This window comes from Bradyrhizobium sp. IC3123, assembly GCF_020193625.1.
GTDB lineage: Bacteria > Pseudomonadota > Alphaproteobacteria > Rhizobiales > Xanthobacteraceae > Bradyrhizobium > Bradyrhizobium yuanmingense.
Window position 1 is genome coordinate 114,229 of record NZ_JADYVF010000006.1, and the last position, 20,263, is coordinate 134,491.

A 20,263-nucleotide genomic window follows, 5' to 3' on the forward strand; every position below is an offset into this window, starting at 1 on the left:
TGCAACGCTTCGCGGAACCGCCCATATGGGCCGGCAGAGATCAACAGGACGTCAAACCATCGATCGGCAAGAGGACGATAATCATGCGTAGTTCGACAGTATTTGCGACAATCATTGCTCTCGCGGCCTCCACTCCGGCGCTCGCCCAGGACGTCAAGGTCGGCATCGGCATTTCCGGATGGACCGGCTTCGCACCCCTGACACTGGCGAAGGAGGCCGGCATCTTCAAGAAGAACGGCCTCGACGTCACCATCAAGAAGATCCCGCAGAAGGACCGCCATCTCGCCATCGCCTCCGGCGACATCCAGTGTGCGGCGACCACGGTCGAGACCTGGATCTCCTGGAACGCCAACGGCGTCGCCACCAAGCAGATCTTCCAGCTCGACAAGAGCTACGGCGCCGACGGCATGGCCGTGCGCAACGACATCGCCGCGATCAAGGACCTGAAGGGCAAGACCGTCGCCGCCTCCGCGCCGGGCACCTCGCCCTACTTTGCACTGGCCTGGATGCTGAAGAAGAACGGCCTCACCACCAAGGACGTGACCGTGGTGAACCTCGAGCCGGCGGCGGCCGCGCAGGCCTTCGTCTCCGGCCAGAACGATGCAGCGATGACTTATGAGCCATACTTGTCGACCGTGCGTGCCGCGCCGGACAAGGGCAAGATCATCGCCACCACGCTGGACTATCCGATGGTCATGGACACGTTCGGCTGCACGCCGAAGTTCCTCACCGACAATCCCAAGGCCGCCAAGGCGCTCGCCGACAGCTATTTCGAGGCGCTCGAGATGATCGCCAAGGACCAGGCCAAGTCCTACGAGATCATGGGCGCCGACGTGAAGCAGACCGCCGAGCAGTTCGGCAACTCGGCGAAATACCTGCGCTGGCAGGACAAGGCGGCGAACCAGAAGTTCTTCGCCGGCGACTTCCTGACCTTCAACAAGGAGGCCGCCGAGCTCCTGCTCGAGATCGGTATCATCAAGGCCGTGCCAAAGGTCGAGGACCTCTACGACGCGAGCTTCATCAAGTAACGTTCTCCAAGCTGCCGGTTCCGCCTCAAGCGGAGCCGGCGCACCATTCGGATACAGTTTGATGCGTCCCCTGGATCCCGTGACATCGAAGCAACGTGCGGCATATGGCCTGGCGTTCTTCGTGCTGTTCGTCGCCCTCTGGTCGTGGGCGACGTTCGGCGGCCATGTGTCGAAGACCTTCCTCGCCAATCCGCTCACCATGGTGCAGGAAGGCGTCGAGCTGCTCACCAAGCACGGTTTCCTGTTCGACATCGGCATGACAATCTGGCGCGTCGTCGGCGGCTTTGCGCTCGCGGCGGTCATTGCGGTGCCGCTCGGCGTGCTGATGGGCGCCTACAAGCCGGTCGAAGCCTTCCTCGAACCCTTCGTCTCATTTGCACGCTATTTGCCCGCCTCGGCCTTCATTCCGCTGCTGATCCTGTGGGCCGGCATCGGCGAGCTGCAAAAGCTGCTCGTCATCTTCATCGGCTCGGTGTTCCAGGTGATCCTGATGGTCGCGGTGACGGTCGGCGCCACCCGGCGCGATCTGGTCGAGGCCGCCTATACGCTTGGCGCCAGCGACCGCGGGATCATCCGCCGCGTGCTGCTGCCTTCCTCCGCGCCGGAGATCGCGGAGATCCTGCGGCTGGTGCTGGGCTGGGCCTGGACCTACGTCATCGTCGCCGAGCTGATCGGCTCGTCCTCGGGCATCGGTCATATGATCACCGACAGCCAGGCGCTGCTCAACACCGGCCAGATCATCTTCGGCATCATCGTGATCGGATTGATCGGCCTGATCTCGGACTTCCTGTTCAAGGCGTTCAACGCCTGGCTGTTTCCCTGGAAGCTGGCATGACCATTCTTAGGATCGAGCAGGTCTCGCGCACCTTCCCCGCGCGCCACGGCAACGCGCCGACCAGGGCGCTGGAGCCGACCGATCTCACCATCGGCAACAACGACTTCGTCACCATCCTCGGTCCCTCCGGCTGCGGCAAGTCCACGCTGCTGCGCATCGTCGCCGGCCTCGACCGTCCGACCGGCGGCCGCGTCACGCTCGACGGACGCGAAGTGACCGGCCCGGGCGCCGATCGCGGCATGGTGTTCCAGTCCTACACGCTGTTTCCCTGGCTGACGGTGCGCGAGAACATCGCCTTCGGCCTGCGCGAGCGCGGCGTGTCCGAGGCGGAGCGACACAAGATCGCCGATGCCTTCATCCGCCAGGTCGGGCTGTCCGGCTTCGAAAACCATTGGCCCAAGCAACTCTCCGGCGGCATGCAGCAGCGCACCGCGATCGCACGCGCGCTCGCCAACGACCCGAAGATCCTGTTGCTCGACGAGCCGTTCGGCGCGCTCGACAACCAGACCCGCGCCCTGATGCAGGAAATGCTGCTCGGGATCTGGGAGCGCGACCAGAAGACCGTGCTGTTCGTGACTCACGATATCGAGGAAGCCATCTTCCTCGGTAGCCGCGTCATCGTGATGAGCGCGCGCCCCGGCCGCATCAAGGCGGACATTCATGTAGACCTGCCGCATCCCCGCTCCTACAAGATCAAGACCACGCCGGAATTCGTCCAGCTGAAGGAACGGCTGGTCGAGGAGATCCGAACCGAGGCGCTCAAGGTTGCCGAACATGCCTGACACCCAGCCCCGCGCCGACGGACATCGCGTTCTCGCCGACCTCCATGCACTGCGCGCCTTTGGCGCCTACAAGACCGGCGTGCACAAACCGACCTTCTCCGAGCCGCACAAGCTGTCGCTGGAGTGGCTCGTCCAGAAGCTGCCCGAGGCCGAGCTCTCCGCGACGGTCGACGGCATTGGCAATGTGTTCGGGACGAGCTCGAAGCCCGGGCCGAAGCTGCTGGCGGGCTCGCACCTGGAAAGCCAGAACTATGCCGGCTGGCTCGACGGCCCGCTCGGCGTCGTCTATGCGCTGGAGGCGGCGCGCGTGCTCAATGCCGACACTTCGGTGAACGGCGCGGTCGAGGTCGCCGCCTGGTGCGACGAGGAGGGACATTTCGGTCATTTCCTCGGCTCGCGCTCCTATGTCGGACAGGTGACCGAGGCCGACATCGACGCCGCGCGCGACCGCACCAGCGGCCGCAGCATGCGCGATGCCCTTGCCGACATGGGGCTCGCGGGGCGCCCGCGCATCACCACCGAGCCGGGACGGCACGTCGGTTATCTCGAGGCGCATATCGAGCAGGGCGACACGCTCGAAAGCGAGCGCCTGGCGATCGGCGTCGTGACCTCCATCGTCGGTATCTGGCAGTACCAGATCAACTTCGTAGGCGAGCAGAACCATGCGGGCACCACGCGCATGGCGGTGCGCAAGGATGCGGGCCTGGCGCTGGCCAAGTTCTGCGTCGCGATCGACGAGCGTTTCCCCGCCGCCGCCGGCCCGCGCACGGTCTGGACCACCGGCCGCATCACGCTCGATCCGGGCGCGCCCAGCATCATCCCCGGTGGCGCCGAGATGCTGTTCCAGATCCGCGACGACGACCCGACCGTCATCGCCCGGCTGGAGCAATTGCTCCGGACCATGGCGGACGAGGCCAGTGCCAACGGCCCCTGCACCGTCAGCGTGACGAAGCTGCGCACCGGCGCACCTGCGATGATGAATGCGGGCTTTCAGGACGCGATCGAGGCCGCAAGCAAGGCCGTCGCCGGCGGCCGCTCCATCCGCATGCCCAGCGGCGCCGGCCACGATGCGCAGATGCTGGCGACCGTGATGCCCGCCGGCATGCTGTTCGTGCCGTCGATCGGCGGCATCAGCCATCACTGGACCGAGAACACGGCGGATGCCGATATCGTGACGGGCGCAGAGGTGTTCGTCGAGGCGTGCCGGCGGATCCTCGGGGGCTAGGTCGAGGCATGCAGCCGTTGAGCGCCTGCCACGACCATTCGAGCAGGGCTCTGCCATAAAGCCGCGGCAATCCTCGGGCCTGTCGACCGTCTCCTCCCCTGCTTTCCCGGAGTTCCCATGTCTTCTGCCGACCGGCCGGCGACCCGCCTCGCCACCCGGCTTGCCTTCCTCGTTGCGGGCTTCGGCATCGCGTGCTGGGCGCCGCTGGTGCCGTTCGCGAAGGCGCGGCTCGCGGTCGATGACGGCGTTCTCGGGCTGCTGCTGCTCAGCCTCGGCATCGGCTCAGTGATCGCGATGCTGCTGACCGGCGTGCTCAGCGCGCGCTACGGCAGCAAACCGATTATCATCGCGGGCGGACTTGGTCTCACGTTGGTGCTGCCATTGCTGGCCATCGCGGCGTCGCCCGCGACGCTCGCGCTGGCGCTGTTCGTCTTCGGTGCCGCGCTCGGCTCGATTGACGTCGCCATGAATATCCACGCCGTGGAAGTGGAGCGCGCCGCGCGACGCCCGCTGATGTCCGGCTTCCACGCCCTGTTCAGCATCGGCGGCTTCGCCGGTTCCGCGCTGATGACGGCGCTGCTCTCTCTGCAGCTCGGCGCGCTCGCCTCGACGTTGATCTGCTCCGTGCTGATGCTGATCGCGATGCTCGTGACCTGGCCGCGCCTGCTTCGATCGGTGCAGGTGCAGGAAGGCCCATTGTTCGTGCTGCCGCATGGATCGGTGCTGCTGCTGGCGCTGCTCGGCGCCATCACCTTCCTGGTCGAAGGCGCGATGCTCGATTGGGGCGCGCTGCTCGTGATCGGCGCCGGGCTCGTCAGCGAGGCCCAAGGCGGCATCGGCTACATCGTGTTCTCGATCGCGATGACGATCGGCCGGCTTAGCGGCGACGCCATCGTTGCGCGCATCGGAGACCGCACGACATTGCTGTGGGGCAGCCTCATCGCGATCGCCGGCTTCGTGGTGCTGCTCACCGCGCCCGTGGCGGCGGTCGCCATCGCCGGATTCCTGCTGATCGGGCTCGGCGCCTCGAACCTCGTGCCCGTGCTATTCCGCCGGGCGGCGCAACAAAAGGTGATGCCCACGGGACTTGCGGTCGCGGCGATCACGACGGCCGGCTATGCAGGCGTCCTGCTGGGCCCTGCCGGCGTCGGCTTCGTCGCACAGCTCGGCGGACTGCCGCTGGCATTCTGGCTGCTCGCTGCCTTGATGGGTCTCGTCACGTTGACCGCCCGGACCGTCACCGCGGAGCAGCGCCGGACCTTGCATGTCGATGCGTGACCGGACTCGCGTCGGCTTTGACCGATGAGGAGGTGGACCGCCACAGCCGGCGAGCCACCTTCTTCAGGCTCTAGCCTCCGACTGCCGCAGCGCGCCGCGGCAGCTTCCAGCCCGGCCGGATGAAGTGGCAGGTGTAGCCGTCAGGATAACGTTCGAGATAATCCTGATGCTCGGGCTCGGCCTCCCAGAACTCGCGCGCGGGCGCGACCTCGGTCACCACCTTGCCGGGCCACAGGCCGGACGCCTCGACGTCGGCGATGGTGTCTTCGGCAATCCGCTTCTGCTCCTCGCTGGTGTAGAAGATCGCCGACCGATAGCTCGTGCCGATATCGTTGCCCTGACGGTTGAGCGTGGTCGGATCATGGATCTGGAAGAAGAACTCCAGCATGGTCCGGAAGCTGGTCCTGGCCGGATCGAACACGATCTCGATCGCTTCGGCATGGCCTTCGTGATTGCGGTAGGTGGCGTTCTTGACGTGCCCACCGGTGTAACCGACGCGGGTGGAGATCACGCCCGGCTGCTTGCGGATCAGATCCTGCATGCCCCAGAAGCAGCCGCCGGCCAAAACTGCGCGTTCCGTCGTCATGTGATGTGCTCCCAATGATCGCTCAAAAGCTTGTCCATCATATAGGCTTTCGGCCGCCCGGCCGAAAGCCGCGCGTTGACGCCCACCCGGTCGCTAGGGCTCGGTGCAGCCTCTCCCGCTTACGGGAGAGGTCGCGCCGTAGGCGGGGTGAGGGCTTTCTCCTCCAGGAGACTATCCCATTGCGGAAACACCATCTCCCCAACCCTCTCCCGCAAGCGGGAGAGGGAGCGCACCTCCGCCTTTGCAGCGATTAGCCTCAGTCCATCGCCCTAGACCAGCTTGGCGTCGAGCGTGATGGCGGCGTTGAGCACCTTGGACACCGGGCAGTTCTTCTCGGCCTCGCCGGCGAGCCGGGCGAAGCCGGCATCGTCGAGACCAGGCACCTTCGCCCGCAGGGTCAGGGCGGATTTGCTGATCTTGAAACCCTTGCCTTCGGGCTCGAGCGTAACGGCGGCTTCGGTCGACAGCTCGTCCGGCGTGAAACCCGCCATCTGCAGGCCGAAGGCTAGCGCCATGGTGAAACAGCCGGCATGGGCCGCGGCGATCAACTCTTCGGGATTGGTGCCCTTCTCGTTCTCGAAGCGGGTCTTGAATGAATAGGGCGTCCCGGCAAGCACGCCGGATTCGCTCGACAGATGGCCCGTGCCATCGCGACCAGTGCCCTTCCAGACTGCTGTTGCCTTGCGGATCATCTAAAGGTCTCCTTGTTTGCCTAAACCGGATCGAACGCGCGGATCGGCGGTAGATTGCCGGTGAACTTCTCCACCTCGACGGTCGTCAACTGGCCGGTGCAGCCCTGCGCCAGGGACGAGGTGCCGACGTCGCGGGTCAGCACGTTCGGATTGCCGTGAACGCAGAGCGGCGCCTCGTCTTCCGGATCCATCGGATCGTACCACGCGCCGGTCGGCAGCTGAACCACGCCTGATACGATGCCGTCGGTGACGCGGACCGCGGCGAGACAGGCACCGCGTTCGTTGAACAGGCGGATGATGTCGCCGTCCTTGATGCCGCGCGCCTGTGCATCGACCGGGTTCATGCGCGCGACCTCACGGCCGCGATGCTTCGAGCCCAGCGAATGTCCGCCGAAATCGAGCTGGCTGTGCAGGCGCGTCACGGGCTGGTTGGCGACGAGGAAGCACGGTGCCCCCGGCTTGGGAACATCGGTCTTGTCGAGCCAGACCGGATGTCCGGGACAATCCGCATCACCGTGCCCCGCGATCTTGGCCGAGTAGATCTCAATGCGTCCGCTCGGCGTCGGCAAAGCGTGATTGATGGGATCCTCGCGAAAGCGGCGTAGCCGGCCGCCGTCATCGGGCTGCTGCGGCACGACCAGGCTGCCGCGCGCCCAGAATTCTTCGAAGCTCGGCGCTTCGAGGCCGCGTTTGGCAAGCGATGCGCGGGTCGGCTCGTAGAGATGCTCCAGCCATTGCCGCGACGTGCGCCCTTCGGTGAACGGCTCGCGCGCCCCAAGACGCTCGGCGAGATCGGCGAAGATATCGTAATCGTCACGCGCGAGCCCGAACGGCTCGGCGATCCGGTGCATCGCGACCATCAGGGGATCGTTGGTGGAATAGCCGATGTCCTCGCGCTCCAGCGTCATCGTCGCGGGCAGCACGATATCGGCGTGGCGGGCGGTGGCGGTCCAGGCGAGCTCGTGCACGACCAGCGTGTCCACCTTCGCGAAGGCCTTGCGCAGGCGGTTGATGTCCTGATGGTGATGGAACGGATTGCCGCCCGCCCAGTAGACCAGACGAATATCCGGATAGGTGCGCGTCTCGCCGTTGTAGCGATACGTGGTGCCCGGATTGAGCAGCATGTCGGCGATGCGCGCCACCGGAATGAAATCGGCAACGCCGTTGCGGCCCTGCCCCAGCGTCGGTCCCGGCACGTCGTTGACGCGGCGGCCGTAATAGCCGATCGCACCCAGCGAATAGGCATAGCCGCCGCCGGGAAGGCCGATCTGGCCGAGGGCCGCCGCCAGCACCATGCCCATCCACACCGGCTGCTCGCCATGCTCGGCGCGCTGCAGCGAATGGGAGACGGTGACGAGCGCGCGCTTTCCGGCGAGACGCCGCGCCAGCTTGCGGATCGCATCCGCACTGACGCCTGAGATCGCGGCGGCCCATTCGGCGTGCTTGGCTTGCCCGTCGCTCTCACCGTTGAGATAGCGCAGGAAGATTGCCCAGCCCTCGGTGTAGCGGTCGAGGAAGGCCTGATCGTGCAGGTTCTCACTGACCAGCGTATGGACGATGCCGAGCATCAAGGCAGTGTCGGTGCCGGGCACGCAACTCATCCATTCGGCGCCGGCCTCCACCGGCAGATCGTCGCGCAGCGGGCTGACCAGGATGAACTCGCAGCCGCGCGCCCGCGCCGCCGCCATGGCGCCGCGCTCGACATGCTTGCTGATCGAGCCGCCGGCCACCATGGAGTTCTTCAGCGCCATGCCGCCGAACGCCAGCACGATGTCGGTCTCGGCCGCGATCTGCTGCCAGGTGACGTTGCGCTTGGTGATGTCCTCGTAGCCGGCCAGGATCTGCGGCAGCAGCATCGAGGACGCACCGGACGAATAGGTGTTGACCGAGCGCACATAGCCGCCCAACGCGATATTGAGGAAGCGATGCACCTGGCTCTGGGCGTGATGGAAGCGCCCGGCGCTCGACCAGCCATAGGAGCCGCCGAACACGGCGCCGGGTCCGCGGGTGTCGCGAATGCGGCCAAGCTCGTCGCCGAGAAGATCCAGCGCCTTCTCCCAGCTGACGGAGACGAACTCGTCGCGGCCGCGGCGATCGTCGGGGCCCGGCCCGCGCTCGAGCCAGCCGCGGCGGATTGCCGGCTGGGCGATGCGCGCCTGGTGGCGGAGCGCGCCGGGAAAATTGTCGATGATGCCGTTCGGATCGGGATCGCCCGCATAGGCCCTGACCTCCAGCCCGGCCGCGCCCTGGCGCGCGGAGAACACGCCCCAATGCGAGGTGTGCGGCTTGAAGCCGTCCGACAGGTCAAGACCGGGGTCGGGGAAGCCAATCGTATCGTCCATCTCTGATCCTTATTCCGGCGGCGTCGGCATGGGTGGTAATATACCGATCCGCTCCGGACGTCGTCGAGATCAGGGTTGACGGGAACGCTGACCTGCCCCGCGCAAAGCCAGCCTCAAGGCCGTTGACACTCCCGAGCGTCGTCGAGCGCGTCATGTCGCTCGTTTTGGCGCCGACGCTGCATCATCCACGTGCGCAGCAATCGACCAGCAGATTCCAGATCCGCTGCGTCTCTTCTCTCTTGTTCGCCTCCGGCACGTTCTCCGCGCTCGACCGATCGAACGCGGCGATGGTGTGGGGTTGGCGAGGCACGATCCACCGCTCCGAAATCGGGTCGTACCATTTGCCGATATTTTCAGTCACGTCGGTCGACTCACAGGTTGACAGGCTCGGGCGATGCGCCCCGCGCGGTCCTCGTTGGAGCCCGTGTGGCGCCACCCGATTCACCAATCAGGAGATCGCATGTTCGTTCCCAGCCCGCCGGCGTCAGCCCGGCCGGGCCGGATGCAGCGTGCGCGGATGCCGCTCGTGCAGCAATCGCGCCAGCTCCTCACGCTCGGTGTCGCGGCCCTTCATCGCGGTCTCGAACAGTGCCTCCTGGATGTCGCGAGGCATGTCGCCCCATACGTCCATCGCCGCACGTCCGAGCAGGCCAACAAAATGATCCACTCCATCGCTCATTCGGCTCTCCCGATCTGCACACGGGAATGGAACAGCGGCGGCCGCTCCGCGTTCCACTGCCATCATTGTGAAAAGGAGACGTCTTTTATGGGATTCTTCACCAAGGACATCCAATCGATGGAAGACCTGCTGCTGCACGGGCTCCAGGACATCTATTACGCGGAACAGCAGATCCTGAAGGCGCTGCCGAAAATGATCGACAAGGCCACCAACAGGGATCTCGTCGCCGGGCTGAAGGCGCATCTGGAAGAGACCACCAAGCAGGTCGAGCGCCTCGACAAGGTCTTTGCCAAGCTCGGCAAGGAGCCGAGCGGCACGCATTGCCCGGCCATCGACGGCCTGATCAAGGAAGCCGACGAGACCGCCGGCGAGATCGAGGACAAGGCCGTGCTGGACGCCGCGATCGTCGCCAACGCACAGGCGGTGGAGCATTATGAAATGTGCCGGTACGGCACGCTGATCGCCTGGGCGGAAGAGCTCGGCCACGACGACATCGTGCGCTTCCTCACCACCAATCTGAACGAAGAGAAGGCCGCCAACACCAAGCTGAACACGGTGGCCCTGCGTAAAGGCGTCAACGCCAAGGCGTCCAGCGCTGCGTGATTGAAAGCTACCGATTGAGAGTGGGGGCGCCGGTAGTGCGGTGCCGCCACGGTGCTCGCCCGGATCAGATGAAAGGCTTGCCGCCGGTGACGGGCAACGTCGCCCCCGACGTGTAGCTCGAAAGCGGATCGGCCAGCATGACATAGGCCGTCGCGAGCTCGGCCGGCTGGCCGGCGCGCTGCATGGGCACCTGCTTGCCGAAGTTCTTGACCCTTTCCTCCGACATGGTCGAGGGAATCAGCGGCGTCCAGATCGGCCCCGGGGCCACCGCATTGACCCGAATGCCCTTCTCGGCCAGCATCTGCGCAAGCCCGCCAGTGAAATTCTGGATCGCACCCTTGGTCGTGGCGTAGGCCAGCAGGCTCGGATTCGGCATGTCGGAGTTCACCGAGGCCGTGTTGATGATCGCGGAGCCCGGCCGCATGTGGGGGACGGCGGCTTTGGCCAGATAGAACATGGCGTGGATGTTGATCTCGAATGTCCGCCGCCATTCGTCGTCGCTGATATCCGCGATGTCCTTGAACGTCGCCTGATGGGCAGCGTTGTTGACGAGGATGTCGATGCCGCCGAGCTCCTCGACGGTGCGGCGCACGATGGCGCTGCAATGTTCGGGATTGCTGATATCGCCCGGGATCAGGACGGCCTTGCGTCCCTCCCGCTCGACCAGCGCCTTGACCTCGGCCGCATCCTCGTCCTCGTTCAAATAGGAGATGACGATATCCGCGCCTTCACGCGCATAGGCGATCGCCACCGCGCGGCCGATGCCGCTGTCGCCGCCCGTGATGATGGCCTTCTTTCCGGCAAGACGGCCGGAGCCCTTGTAACTCTCCTCGCCATGATCCGGGCGCGGCTGCATGGCCCGCGTCGAGCCCGGCATCGGCTGCTGCTGCGCAGGATAAGGCGGCTTTGGATAATTGGTCATGGACAACTCCCGGCGTTTGCTGCGCTAACGGAGCGCCGCCGGAAGTGTTCCTGGCGTTGATTCCGTCATCGCACAGCGTGGCTGCACCCCAGAGATCCGATTACAGCGGCTTGCGGAACTCTCGGCTAGAAAAACTCCCAAGGATCGCTCACCATGGCGGCACCTTGGAGGGCCATGTTGCGGAGAGCATCTTGAAACTCGCAGGTGTTTTAAAGTGCGCTAAGATATCTCAAGCAATCGGACACGGGCTTGACACCTGTAGCCAAATCGAACGAGCGGATTTTCGGTCTCCTGAGCGCAGCTGGCGTGTTCTGCATCTGGTCCGGCTTTCTGGTCTTCTCGAGGGCCGGCATGCAATCCGGCCTGACACCCTTCGATTTGACCGCACTTCGGTTCCTGGTCACCGGCGCCCTGGTTCTTCCGTTCGCCAAGGCCTGGTGGCCGCGCCACCTGCCGCTGCACGCAATCCTGTCGATGTCAATTTGTGGTCCCGGCGCGCTATACAGCATTTTGATGTACTTCGGGTTGAAGGGGGCGTCGGCGGCATACGGGGGAGCGTTCGCCAACGGCTCGCTGCCGATCTTCACCATTCTGCTAGGATTGCTTGTCGCACGGCGCGTGCCGTCCCAGCGGCAACTCATTGCAGTTCTCATTCTGCTCGTCGGCGCAGTGCTCGTTGCCATTCCGGGCATGCGCGCCGGCGGCAACAGCGTGGCATCGGCCATCGGGTTCTTCCTCGCAGCGTGACGATGCCGTTCCGTTCGGATTCGTCGCGTCTGTGCGCTCAGTGCTGCCGCTCGCTACCTACCTCGCAGACATTTCACGGCGGCAGGCTGCGAGCATGTAGCGTATCGTCGAAACTTTCTGCAGGGCGGACCGCTAGATCAGATTGGTCATTCTCAGTAGAGCCTCGTACGGTATCCTTCTTCCATCGTCTTCTCGGCCTCTTCGACCGCGATGGCGACAGTCTGCTCGGCGATGATCCGGCCGAGCGTCGGGAAACTGTTGCGCTCGACCTGAGCAGCCGGATTCCAGAGCTTCGAGCGCATCAGCGCCTTGCCACAATGAAAATAGGTCTCCTCGACATGGATCTTCAGCCCGATGATTGGGACCACGTTCTGCACCGCGAGCGGCGTCAACAGCTCGGCATCTTGCGAAATCTCGGCGCGGCCATTGACGCGCAGGGTCTCGTTGATCCCCGGCACCAGGAAGATCAGACCGATGCCGGGGGAAGCGATGATATTGCCGAAGGTGTCGACGCGGTTGTTGCCGCGCCGGTCCGGGATTAACAGCGTCTTGTCGTCGAGCACGGCGACGAAGCCCGGCGCGTCGCCGCGCGGGCTTGCATCGGCATGACCGTTGCCGTCGCTGGTGGCAAGGACGAGGAACGGGGAAAGCGCGATGAAGTCGCGACAGAACCTGTCGAGATGGCTGAGAACCTTCTTCTCGGCGAGCGGGCTGAGCTGCCCGAAATGCGCGCGCAGATCCTCTTGCGTCTTGACCGGCGGCTTGCCGCCTGCACCCTGGCTGTCCATTCGCGAACTTCCCTTTTGCGGTGAGTTTCCTTCTTTCGGCTAATTGGCCTCGATGCCGCACCAGCTCGCGGTGAACAGCGCAAGCGCCTTGGTGACGCGCTTGACCGAGGCGAGATCGACGCGCTCGTTGAAGCCGTGCGCGCCTTCCATCGTGGCGCCGAAGCAAAACGCAGGCACGCCGAAATCGAGACCATAGAAGCGCGCATCGGTCAGTGCGGTTGACGAGAAGCTGGTCAGCTTGCGGCCGAACACATGCTCGTAGACCGGAGCGAGAACCGCCTCGCTTTCCTGAATCTCCGTCGCCTCGTAGCCCGGCGACAGGAAGCCGGACCAGACGATCTCCGGCGGATTGTTGGCGAGGAATGGATGCGAGCGCGCCGCCTTGGCGACGAAATCCACGATCTCGGCCTGGGCGTCGGCGATCTTCCAGCCGGGCAGCACACCAATGCGGCAATCGACATCGCACCAGGCGGGCACGCTGGAGGCCCAGTCACCGCCCTTGATGATTCCAGGATTGAAGTTGAGCGGATGCTCGACCGATTTGAACGAGGGGTGCGTCTTGGCGCGCTCGTTCCATTCGGCCTCGAGACCTTCGAGCTTCTGGATCAGGTGGATTGCAGCCTTGATCGCATTTGAGCCGGTGCCGGCGCGTGCGACATGGACTGGTATCCCGCGCACTTTCAGGCGGAACCAGATCACGCCGACCTGGGCACGCATCAGCTTCTCGTCGGTCGGTTCGGGCAGGATGCAGACATCGGCACGATAGCCGCGCTGAAGTGTGGAGAGCGCGCCGAGGCCGGTGCTCTCCTCCTCGATCACCGATTGCAGGTGGATGCGGCCCTTGGGCCTGTAGCCCGCGGCCTTGATCGCATCGAGCGCGTAGAGCGCCGAGATTGTACCGGACTTCATGTCGCCGGCGCCGCGACCATAGAGCCAACCGTTCTCGACCACCGGCTGAAACGGTGGCCGCTCCCACATGTCGAGCGGACCTGCCGGCACGACGTCGCAATGGCCCTGAAGGATCAGTGAGCGGCCCTCTTCCCTGGCCGGCCGGAAGGTGCCGACAACGGAGCGGGCACGCGAGAAGTCGGTCTCGACCGGCCCGTAGCCCGGCAGCGCCTTCAGATCGTCCTGGTTGATGACCCACTCATCGACCTCGTAGCCGCGATCGCGCAACAGCTTTGCGAACATGTCCTGACAGGGCGCCTCCGCGGCGCGCGTGCTCGGGATCGCCGTGAACGCGATCGTGGTGTCGATCTGCTCGTCGAAGGCGGCATCCACAGCGGCCTCGATGCGCTCGCGCGCGCCGGCTGGAAGGGGACGGCTGTCGGTCATGAACTCATCCTCGCTGTCGGTAGTGCGCCGGTCACGCTGGCAAAGCCCGGCTGGTCGAAGAAATCGCGGCCCGGGATCGCATCGAGCAGCTCGCGTGTGTAGGCGGCTTGAGGGGCCGTGAAAACGTCCGCGGTCGCGCCCTCTTCAACGATGCGCCCCTTCTGGAGCACGATGACGCGGTCGGCGATCTCGGCGGCGATCCGCAGGTCGTGGGTGATGAAGATCATGGCGAGCTTCATCTCCTGACGGAGCTCGGCAAGCAGCGCCAGCACCTGAGCCTGGACGGAAACGTCGAGCGCCGACACGGCTTCGTCGGCGATGAGCACGCGCGGCTTGAGTGCCAGTGCGCGCGCAATACAGATGCGCTGGCGCTGGCCCCCAGAGAATTCGTGGGGGTAACGATCGGCGGCGACGGCGTTGAGGCCAACTCGCACCAGCAGCTTCCTCGCCTGCTCCATCGCTTCCGTGCGCGACGTGCCAAAGGCCATTGGTCCGCGCGCAATGGCATCGCCGACCTTCTGGCGCGGATCGAGGCTCGCAAACGGATCCTGGAACACGATCTGGAGCTGTTTTCGCGCTTGGCGGAGCGCCTCGCCGCGAAGCTGGCGCAGATCCTGGCCGTTGAAGCGGATGGCACCACCATCCGGCTCGGTCAGACGCATGATCATGCGCCCGAGCGTCGACTTGCCGGACCCGGATTCGCCGACGACGGCGAGCGTCTCGCCCTCGTACAAGGTCAGCGAGATGCCGTTGGCCGCGACGACCTCGCGCGGCGGCTGCAACAGGCCGCGCTTGACCCGGAATGTCTTCTCAAGACCGATGACTTCGAGCAGCGGTGTAGGATGGACCGCGGTGCGGCGGATCTCGTCGAGCCGCGCCTTCGGAACGGCATCGATCAACTCGCGGGTGTAGTCAGCCTTAGGACTGCGCAGGACTTCCTCGACCGTCCCCTGCTCCACCACCTTGCCGTGACGAAGCACCACGACGCGGTCGGCGACATCGGCAACGACGCCAAAATCATGGGTGATCAACAGCACGCCCATGCCGCGGTCGCGTCGGAGATCGTCGATCAGGCGCAGGATCTGACGCTGGGTGGTGACGTCGAGCGCTGTGGTCGGCTCGTCAGCGACCAGGAGTGCCGGACGGTTGGCCATCGCCATCGCGATCATGACGCGCTGGCGCTGGCCGCCGGACAGCTCGAACGGATAGCTCTTCTCAAGCAGCTTTGGATTTGGCAGCCCGACCTGCGTCAGGAGCTGCTGCACGCGTTCGTGCACCTCAATTGCCGACGGCATCGGCTTCTGGTGGGTGAGGATCATCTCCTCGATCTGCCTGCCAACCCGCTTGAGCGGATTCAGCGAGGACAACGGCTCCTGAAAGATCATCGCGGCTTCGCCGCCGCGCAGGCGGCGCAGCGCCTGCCGGTCGAGCTTTGCCGGATCTTGTCCTGCGACAGTCACGGCGCCCGCGGCAATATTGACGCTCTTCGGCAACAGCGACAGCACCGCATGGGCGATCATCGACTTGCCCGAGCCGGACTCGCCGACGAGACAGACGACCTCGTTGGGCTTGACCTGGAAGGAGACGTTCTCGACCGCGAACGGGCGATCGCCGCCTTCGGGCAGCGCGATCGAGAGCCCCTCGACGGACAGAACGGGTGCCTTGGCTTGCACGGCCTCGCTCATGACCGACGCCTCGATACACGCGGATTGAGCACATCGGAGAGACCTTCGCCGAACAGGTTGATGGCAAGCACGGTGATGAGGATCGCGAGCCCCGGAAACACGCTCATCCACCAGGCATTACGGATGACGGTGCGGCCGGCTCCGATCATGAAACCCCAGGACATCAGATTGGGGTCGCCGAGGCCCATGAAGGACAACGCGCTTTCGAGCAGGATGGCGGTGGCGACCGTCAGGGAGGTCACGACCAGGATCGGCGAAATCGCATTGGGCAGGATATGGCCGAGCACGATCTGCAAGGAGCCCTCGCCCTGGCACAGCGCGGCTTCGACGAACTCACGATTGCGCAGGCGCAGGAACTCGGCGCGGGTGAGGCGCGCCAGCGGCGGCCAGCTCACGGCGCCGATGGTCAGGATGATCGTCAGCAGCGACGGGTTGAAGGTCGCGACCAAGAGGATCGCAAGCACGAAAGCGGGGATGGTCTGAAACAGCTCGGTCACCCGCATCAGCACGAGATCGACCTTGCCGCCGAAATAGCCGGAAATTGCGCCGATCGTGACGCCGATCACCATAGCCGCCATGGCCGAGGCGATGCCGATGACGAGCGACACGCGGGCACCATAGGCAACGCCGGCCGCAACGTCGCGGCCGAGCGTGTCGCCGCCGAGCAGCAGGCCGTCCTCGCCGGGCGGCGTGAACGGCGCGCTGACCATTTCCCAGGGCGAGACCGGAAAGACGGTGGGCGCGATGAGCGCGATGACGACCACGACAAGCAGCACTACGAGGCCGACCATGCCGCTAGGATGACGCAGGAAGGCGCGAACCGCATCCATCACGCAGCTCCTGTCGTCATGCGGGGATCGATCAGCCTGTAGATCAGGTCGGTCAGCAGATTGAGCACGATGACCACGATCGACAGAATGAGAAAAATGCCGAGCAGCACGGGATAATCACGCTGGAGCAGCGCATCGAAGGTCAGCCGGCCGAGGCCCGGCCAGGCGAACACCGTCTCGATGACCACGGCGCCGCCGACCAGCGCGCCGGCCTGCATGCCGGCCACGGTGACGACGGGCACCAGCGCGTTGCGCAGCATGTGGCCGACCACAATGCTGGGCCCGGACAGGCCCTTGGCGCGCGCGGTCTTGATGAAGTCCTGCTGGGCGACCTCGATGATCGAGGACCGCATCAGCCGGGCATAGATCGCGAGATAGATCGCCGCCAGCGAGGTCACCGGCATGATCATGTGCTTGGCGATGTCGAGCGCATGCTCCAGCGGCGAGAGCTTGACGTTGATGGTCTCGTAACCGAACGGCGGCAGCCAGCCGAGTGTCACGGAGAAGACCAGCACCAGCATCAGCCCCAGCCAGAACACCGGCGTCGCATAAAGCACCAGCGACAGCACGGTGAAGACCGTATCGAGCACGCTGCCCGCCGCCAGCCCCGCGAGCGCGCCAAGGGTCGTGCCGATCAGCAGCGCGAGGCAGAAGGCCGTCACCGTCAACAGCAGCGTCGCCGGCAGCCTTTCCAGGATGAGATCGACCACCGCGCGGCGCTGGCGGTAGGAATAGCCGAGGTCGAGCCTGACGACGCGGCCGAGATAGCTTGCGAGCTGCACGGCGTAGGGCTTGTCGAGCCCATATTCCTTGCGCAGATCTTCCAGCAGCTTCGGATCGGACGCGCCGGATTGGCCGGCCATGACCTGGGCGGGATCGCCAGGGGCGGCCCGCACCAGCACGAAGTTGAAAGTGGCGATGACGAGGATGACGGCGACGAGCTGGGCAATCCGGCTCAGTACCATCAGCCCGATCGTCGCCGCGCTGCCGAGACGGATCACGATTTGTAGACCGACCCGAAGGTTTCGTGCGAGCCGATGCCGGTCGACACGATGTTCTTGAACGCCTTGTCGTAGATGATGGGATATTCGAGCTCCAGCGTCCAGGCGACCGGCACGTCCTCGACCAGGATCTGCTGCACCTTGGAATAAAGCTCCAGTCGCTTGGCCTCGTCGAGCGTGACGGCGGCCTCGTCGAACAGCCTGTCGACCTCAGGGTTGGAATAGCCTTCGGTGTTCGAGAACAGGATGCCTTTCTTGATGTTCGACGACACGTAAGTGCGGGAGACGCCGAGCGCGGGGTCGCCGAGCTGGTAGAGCAGGTTTTGGGTCATCTCATAGTCCCAGTTGCCGACCTTCTCGGCCCAGCCGGCCATGTCGGTGCCGACGAGGACGAGATCGATGCCGACGCGGGCAAAGCTCTGGCGGAAGAACTCGCCGGCGCGCTGATAGGATTCGCCGTAAGGCGGCACGATGTATTTGATCTCAGCGCGCTTGCCGTTGGTGTCGGGCTTCAGCCCCATCTCGTCGAGCAGCGCCTTGGCCTTGTCGATCGAATAGTCGTAGCGCTTGACCTTGCCGTCGTAGAACTTCGTCTTGGACGAGATCGGGCCGGTCGCCACCTTGGCGCTGCCGAAATAGACCCGCTTGGCGAGCGCGTCGCGGTCGATCAGGTGCATCACCGCCTGCCGGAAGCGCTTGTCGTTCATCGGCGCGATACGGTTGTTCATCTCGAGCCACTGGTGCGGCGCGAAATACTCATAGCCCTTGGTGGTGACTTCGAGGTTCTTCTGCGCCTTGAAGCGCTGCACGTCGAAGAACTCGACGTCGGTCCATTGCGCGAGTTGCACCGTGCCGTTCTCCAGCGCCAGCGCGCGCGATGCCGAGTCCGGGATGATGCGGTAGATGATCTCATCCAGGTACGGCTGGTCCTTCAGATAGTATCCTTCATGGCGCACCAGATGGACATGCGAGCCGCGCACCCATTCCTTCAGCTTGAATGGGCCGGTGCCGATTGCCTTGTCGTTCAGCGGGTTCTTGCGGTAGTCGGTGCCTTCATAGATGTGCTTTGGCACGATCGGCGCCGAGGTGCAGTCAAAGCAGCCGAGGAACGGCGCAAAGGGCTGCTTCAGCTTGAACACGACGGTGAGCGGATCAGGCGCCTCGGCCGAAGCGACGCGCGCAAAATTCTGCCGCGCGCGCGGATGCGTCTCGGTCAACACCTTCATGCAGCTGAACACGACGTCCTCGGACGTCATCGGCTTGCCGTCGTGGAAGGTGATGTTGGGAAACAGCTTGAACGTATAGGTCAGCCCGTCCGGCGAAATCTCCCAGGACTGCGCCATGCCCGGCATCGGCTTGAGGTCAGCGCCATATTTGAGAAGACTCTCGTAGATCTTGCCGCCGAGCGTCAGCGTCGGCTGCTGCTGGTTGAAGGCGGTGACCAGCAGCGGCGGCTCGGGCTGGATGATGGTGTTGAGTGTTCCACCGCGGGTCTGGCCGGCCGCTCGCGTGATGCCGAAGGGGATAGCGGCGCCGGCGGCCAGCATGGCCTGGGTGAATTCGCGTCTGTTCATCGAGCTCTCCGTGTCGCATATCGGCGTGAGAAGGACGTTGCCAGACGCCGTATTCGGCTTTGACGAATCTGGCCGGCGCGAGCATTGTTGCCAAACGCCCTGTCCCGCGCTACCTGATCGGGGACAAGAACCATCGCGATCGGGCCATATCTGGCCCGGAAGATGCATAAGAGCCTTGCAGAAAAGGACTTGGATCGGGAGTTCACGACACGTGAAAGTCGTAGCGCGGCGAGATGTGACTGGCGAATTGCGCACCTGCAGCAAACAGGAGGGCCCCGCAGCGGCCGCCAACTATGCCGGACAACTTCAGACGATCGCGCGGCCGGTCGCCGCGATGACCGCAACTTATCCGAACGAGAGCACCAGCACGCGGCACGCGCATCGGCGCGACCAGTTCATCCTGCAGATCACCGGCGTCACGGCGATGATGACCGAGCGCGGTCATTTCGTGGTTCCACCCGGCCATGGTTTATGGATTCCGGCTGGCGTTGTACATCAGTCGCGCGCCTGGGGTGAAGTCGAGGCCCAGACGATCTATGTCACGCCTGATCGCCGACGAGGAACGTCGGAGACGTGCCGCCTGATTCGTGCATCCTCGCTCGTCGAAGCCCTGATGGACGAGGCGGTGCGGATGCCGCAGACCTACGACCAGGACGGACGCGACGGCAAGCTTCTCGAACTCCTGCTCGCCGAGATCTCACTCATGCCGGAGGTGACGCTTCACGTGCAGGTGCCACCGGACCCCCGCCTTGCGGCGATCTGTAAGGCAGTGCTTGGCGACCCCTCCTCGGACCTCACGCTCGACGACTGGGCAGACAAATGCAGCCTCAGCCGGCGAACGCTGACGAGGCTGTTCCGCCGCGAGACCGGTCAGAGCTTTTCAGTGTGGCGACAACGCGTGCGGCTCTTGGAAGCTTTGGCACGCCTGGGCGCAGGCGAACCCGTCACATGCGTAGCGCTGGACGTGGGCTATGACAGCCCGAGCGCATTCGCCGCCATGTTTAAGCGCGAGCTAGGCGCTGCACCGCGGCATTATCTTCGCTGGACAGATCAAGAAGTCGTGCTGCGCTAGTCGCTAGCGACGACGCCGATTCGTCGAGATGAAAGCCGCGCCGAGACAGCCATTTTGTAGTAAAGGTGGTCGCGCCAGCGTGTGCGTTCGCCCGTAGCGGGGACCATCTTGCAGCAGAACCATGATGTGTCATCGCGTGCTGAAGCGTACAGGCGCCGTGATGGATCGCCTGGCGCCTGCCGGAGGTACCGGCGAGGCACGGTGCACCAGCGCGATCACCTCTCGTCGAGTTCAGCCGAGCCTGCCGAACCGGCGAGGC

19 protein-coding genes are annotated in these 20,263 nt (G+C 64.8%); 8 read left to right on the plus strand and 11 right to left on the minus strand.

Annotation, left to right across the window (positions count from 1 at the left end; genetic code table 11):
* Positions 1 to 83: 83 nt before the first annotated feature.
* The 5 genes from I6F20_RS21155 (at position 84) to I6F20_RS21175 (ending at position 5,148) form a co-directional block, all read left to right on the plus strand.
* Positions 84 to 1,028 (plus strand): ABC transporter substrate-binding protein, encoded by a 945-nt coding sequence (locus I6F20_RS21155; protein ID WP_225127688.1) that lies wholly within the window; start codon positions 84 to 86, stop codon positions 1,026 to 1,028.
* Between the two features lie 61 nt (positions 1,029 to 1,089).
* Positions 1,090 to 1,863 (plus strand): ABC transporter permease, encoded by a 774-nt coding sequence (locus tag I6F20_RS21160; RefSeq protein WP_225114630.1) that lies wholly within the window; start codon positions 1,090 to 1,092, stop codon positions 1,861 to 1,863.
* A complete protein-coding gene (locus tag I6F20_RS21165; protein ID WP_036041970.1) occupies positions 1,860 to 2,645 on the plus strand; it encodes an ABC transporter ATP-binding protein in 786 nt (261 codons plus the stop codon). Before I6F20_RS21160 ends, I6F20_RS21165 begins: the two co-directional genes overlap by 4 nt.
* Entirely contained in the window at positions 2,638 to 3,870 is a 1,233-nt protein-coding gene (locus tag I6F20_RS21170; protein ID WP_225127690.1) for a Zn-dependent hydrolase, read from the plus strand. The genes I6F20_RS21165 and I6F20_RS21170 overlap by 8 nt, the downstream gene beginning before the upstream one ends.
* A 117-nt stretch (positions 3,871 to 3,987) precedes the next feature.
* Positions 3,988 to 5,148 (plus strand): MFS transporter, encoded by a 1,161-nt coding sequence (locus I6F20_RS21175; protein ID WP_225114627.1) that lies wholly within the window; start codon positions 3,988 to 3,990, stop codon positions 5,146 to 5,148.
* Between the two features lie 70 nt (positions 5,149 to 5,218).
* Here the strand turns inward: I6F20_RS21175 and msrA are convergent, their stop codons facing one another.
* From msrA to I6F20_RS21195, 4 genes are all read right to left on the minus strand, one after another.
* Positions 5,219 to 5,734 carry a peptide-methionine (S)-S-oxide reductase MsrA gene (msrA, locus tag I6F20_RS21180; RefSeq protein WP_036008049.1) on the minus strand — a complete coding sequence of 172 codons (516 nt, stop codon included), beginning with the start codon at positions 5,732 to 5,734 and terminating at the stop codon, positions 5,219 to 5,221.
* Between the two features lie 269 nt (positions 5,735 to 6,003).
* Complete coding sequence (locus I6F20_RS21185) at positions 6,004 to 6,426, minus strand: OsmC family protein (RefSeq protein ID WP_036029314.1); 423 nt, start codon at positions 6,424 to 6,426, stop codon at positions 6,004 to 6,006.
* A gap of 20 nt (positions 6,427 to 6,446) precedes the next feature.
* The gene (locus I6F20_RS21190) at positions 6,447 to 8,768 is read right to left on the minus strand and encodes a molybdopterin guanine dinucleotide-containing S/N-oxide reductase (RefSeq protein ID WP_225127691.1); all 2,322 of its coding nucleotides are present in this window, start codon (positions 8,766 to 8,768) and stop codon (positions 6,447 to 6,449) included.
* A 484-nt stretch (positions 8,769 to 9,252) separates the two neighbouring features.
* On the minus strand, positions 9,253 to 9,447 hold the full coding sequence (locus I6F20_RS21195; RefSeq protein ID WP_036029310.1) for a hypothetical protein: 195 nt from the start codon (positions 9,445 to 9,447) through the stop codon (positions 9,253 to 9,255).
* An 87-nt stretch (positions 9,448 to 9,534) separates the two neighbouring features.
* Between I6F20_RS21195 and I6F20_RS21200 the strand changes: the two genes are divergently transcribed.
* Complete coding sequence (locus I6F20_RS21200; RefSeq protein WP_225127693.1) at positions 9,535 to 10,050, plus strand: YciE/YciF ferroxidase family protein; 516 nt, start codon at positions 9,535 to 9,537, stop codon at positions 10,048 to 10,050.
* 64 nt (positions 10,051 to 10,114) lie between these two features.
* On the opposite strand, the gene I6F20_RS21205 is transcribed toward I6F20_RS21200, so the two are convergent.
* A complete protein-coding gene (locus I6F20_RS21205) occupies positions 10,115 to 10,972 on the minus strand; it encodes an SDR family oxidoreductase (RefSeq protein ID WP_036029308.1) in 858 nt (285 codons plus the stop codon).
* A 249-nt stretch (positions 10,973 to 11,221) separates the two neighbouring features.
* Here I6F20_RS21205 and I6F20_RS21210 point away from each other — a divergent pair, with 249 nt between their 5' ends.
* Positions 11,222 to 11,719 (plus strand): EamA family transporter, encoded by a 498-nt coding sequence (locus tag I6F20_RS21210; protein WP_225127695.1) that lies wholly within the window; start codon positions 11,222 to 11,224, stop codon positions 11,717 to 11,719.
* Positions 11,720 to 11,871: 152 nt separating this feature from the next.
* Here the strand turns inward: I6F20_RS21210 and I6F20_RS21215 are convergent, their stop codons facing one another.
* From I6F20_RS21215 to I6F20_RS21240, 6 genes are read right to left on the minus strand one after another with little or no spacing between them, the layout of a single operon-like run.
* Positions 11,872 to 12,507: a pyridoxamine 5'-phosphate oxidase family protein gene (locus tag I6F20_RS21215; protein WP_109142917.1), complete on the minus strand. Its 636-nt coding sequence runs from the start codon at positions 12,505 to 12,507 to the stop codon at positions 11,872 to 11,874.
* Between the two features lie 39 nt (positions 12,508 to 12,546).
* Positions 12,547 to 13,842, minus strand: coding sequence for an ArgE/DapE family deacylase (locus I6F20_RS21220; RefSeq protein ID WP_225127696.1), 1,296 nt, complete (start codon positions 13,840 to 13,842; stop codon positions 12,547 to 12,549).
* A complete protein-coding gene (locus I6F20_RS21225; RefSeq protein ID WP_225127697.1) occupies positions 13,839 to 15,527 on the minus strand; it encodes a dipeptide ABC transporter ATP-binding protein in 1,689 nt (562 codons plus the stop codon). The genes I6F20_RS21220 and I6F20_RS21225 overlap by 4 nt, the downstream gene beginning before the upstream one ends.
* Positions 15,524 to 16,357 carry an ABC transporter permease gene (locus I6F20_RS21230; RefSeq protein ID WP_225127698.1) on the minus strand — a complete coding sequence of 278 codons (834 nt, stop codon included), beginning with the start codon at positions 16,355 to 16,357 and terminating at the stop codon, positions 15,524 to 15,526. Before I6F20_RS21230 ends, I6F20_RS21225 begins: the two co-directional genes overlap by 4 nt.
* Positions 16,357 to 17,358, minus strand: coding sequence for an ABC transporter permease (locus I6F20_RS21235; RefSeq protein WP_225127699.1), 1,002 nt, complete (start codon positions 17,356 to 17,358; stop codon positions 16,357 to 16,359). Before I6F20_RS21235 ends, I6F20_RS21230 begins: the two co-directional genes overlap by 1 nt.
* Positions 17,355 to 18,932 carry an ABC transporter substrate-binding protein gene (locus tag I6F20_RS21240; protein ID WP_036029296.1) on the minus strand — a complete coding sequence of 526 codons (1,578 nt, stop codon included), beginning with the start codon at positions 18,930 to 18,932 and terminating at the stop codon, positions 17,355 to 17,357. The genes I6F20_RS21235 and I6F20_RS21240 overlap by 4 nt, the downstream gene beginning before the upstream one ends.
* A 211-nt stretch (positions 18,933 to 19,143) precedes the next feature.
* Between I6F20_RS21240 and I6F20_RS21245 the strand changes: the two genes are divergently transcribed.
* On the plus strand, positions 19,144 to 20,004 hold the full coding sequence (locus I6F20_RS21245; protein WP_036008091.1) for an AraC family transcriptional regulator: 861 nt from the start codon (positions 19,144 to 19,146) through the stop codon (positions 20,002 to 20,004).
* Positions 20,005 to 20,263: the final 259 nt, after the last annotated feature.

Coding starts and splice junctions, on each gene's coding strand:
- I6F20_RS21155 (WP_225127688.1), top strand. CDS start 84: ATGCGTAGTTCGACAGTATTTGCGACAATCATTGCTCTCGCGGCCTCC.
- I6F20_RS21160 (WP_225114630.1), top strand. CDS start 1,090: ATGCGTCCCCTGGATCCCGTGACATCGAAGCAACGTGCGGCATATGGC.
- I6F20_RS21165 (WP_036041970.1), top strand. CDS start 1,860: ATGACCATTCTTAGGATCGAGCAGGTCTCGCGCACCTTCCCCGCGCGC.
- I6F20_RS21170 (WP_225127690.1), top strand. CDS start 2,638: ATGCCTGACACCCAGCCCCGCGCCGACGGACATCGCGTTCTCGCCGAC.
- I6F20_RS21175 (WP_225114627.1), top strand. CDS start 3,988: ATGTCTTCTGCCGACCGGCCGGCGACCCGCCTCGCCACCCGGCTTGCC.
- msrA (WP_036008049.1), bottom strand. CDS start 5,734: ATGACGACGGAACGCGCAGTTTTGGCCGGCGGCTGCTTCTGGGGCATG.
- I6F20_RS21185 (WP_036029314.1), bottom strand. CDS start 6,426: ATGATCCGCAAGGCAACAGCAGTCTGGAAGGGCACTGGTCGCGATGGC.
- I6F20_RS21190 (WP_225127691.1), bottom strand. CDS start 8,768: ATGGACGATACGATTGGCTTCCCCGACCCCGGTCTTGACCTGTCGGAC.
- I6F20_RS21195 (WP_036029310.1), bottom strand. CDS start 9,447: ATGAGCGATGGAGTGGATCATTTTGTTGGCCTGCTCGGACGTGCGGCG.
- I6F20_RS21200 (WP_225127693.1), top strand. CDS start 9,535: ATGGGATTCTTCACCAAGGACATCCAATCGATGGAAGACCTGCTGCTG.
- I6F20_RS21205 (WP_036029308.1), bottom strand. CDS start 10,972: ATGACCAATTATCCAAAGCCGCCTTATCCTGCGCAGCAGCAGCCGATG.
- I6F20_RS21215 (WP_109142917.1), bottom strand. CDS start 12,507: ATGGACAGCCAGGGTGCAGGCGGCAAGCCGCCGGTCAAGACGCAAGAG.
- I6F20_RS21220 (WP_225127696.1), bottom strand. CDS start 13,842: ATGACCGACAGCCGTCCCCTTCCAGCCGGCGCGCGCGAGCGCATCGAG.
- I6F20_RS21225 (WP_225127697.1), bottom strand. CDS start 15,527: ATGAGCGAGGCCGTGCAAGCCAAGGCACCCGTTCTGTCCGTCGAGGGG.
- I6F20_RS21230 (WP_225127698.1), bottom strand. CDS start 16,357: ATGGATGCGGTTCGCGCCTTCCTGCGTCATCCTAGCGGCATGGTCGGC.
- I6F20_RS21240 (WP_036029296.1), bottom strand. CDS start 18,932: ATGAACAGACGCGAATTCACCCAGGCCATGCTGGCCGCCGGCGCCGCT.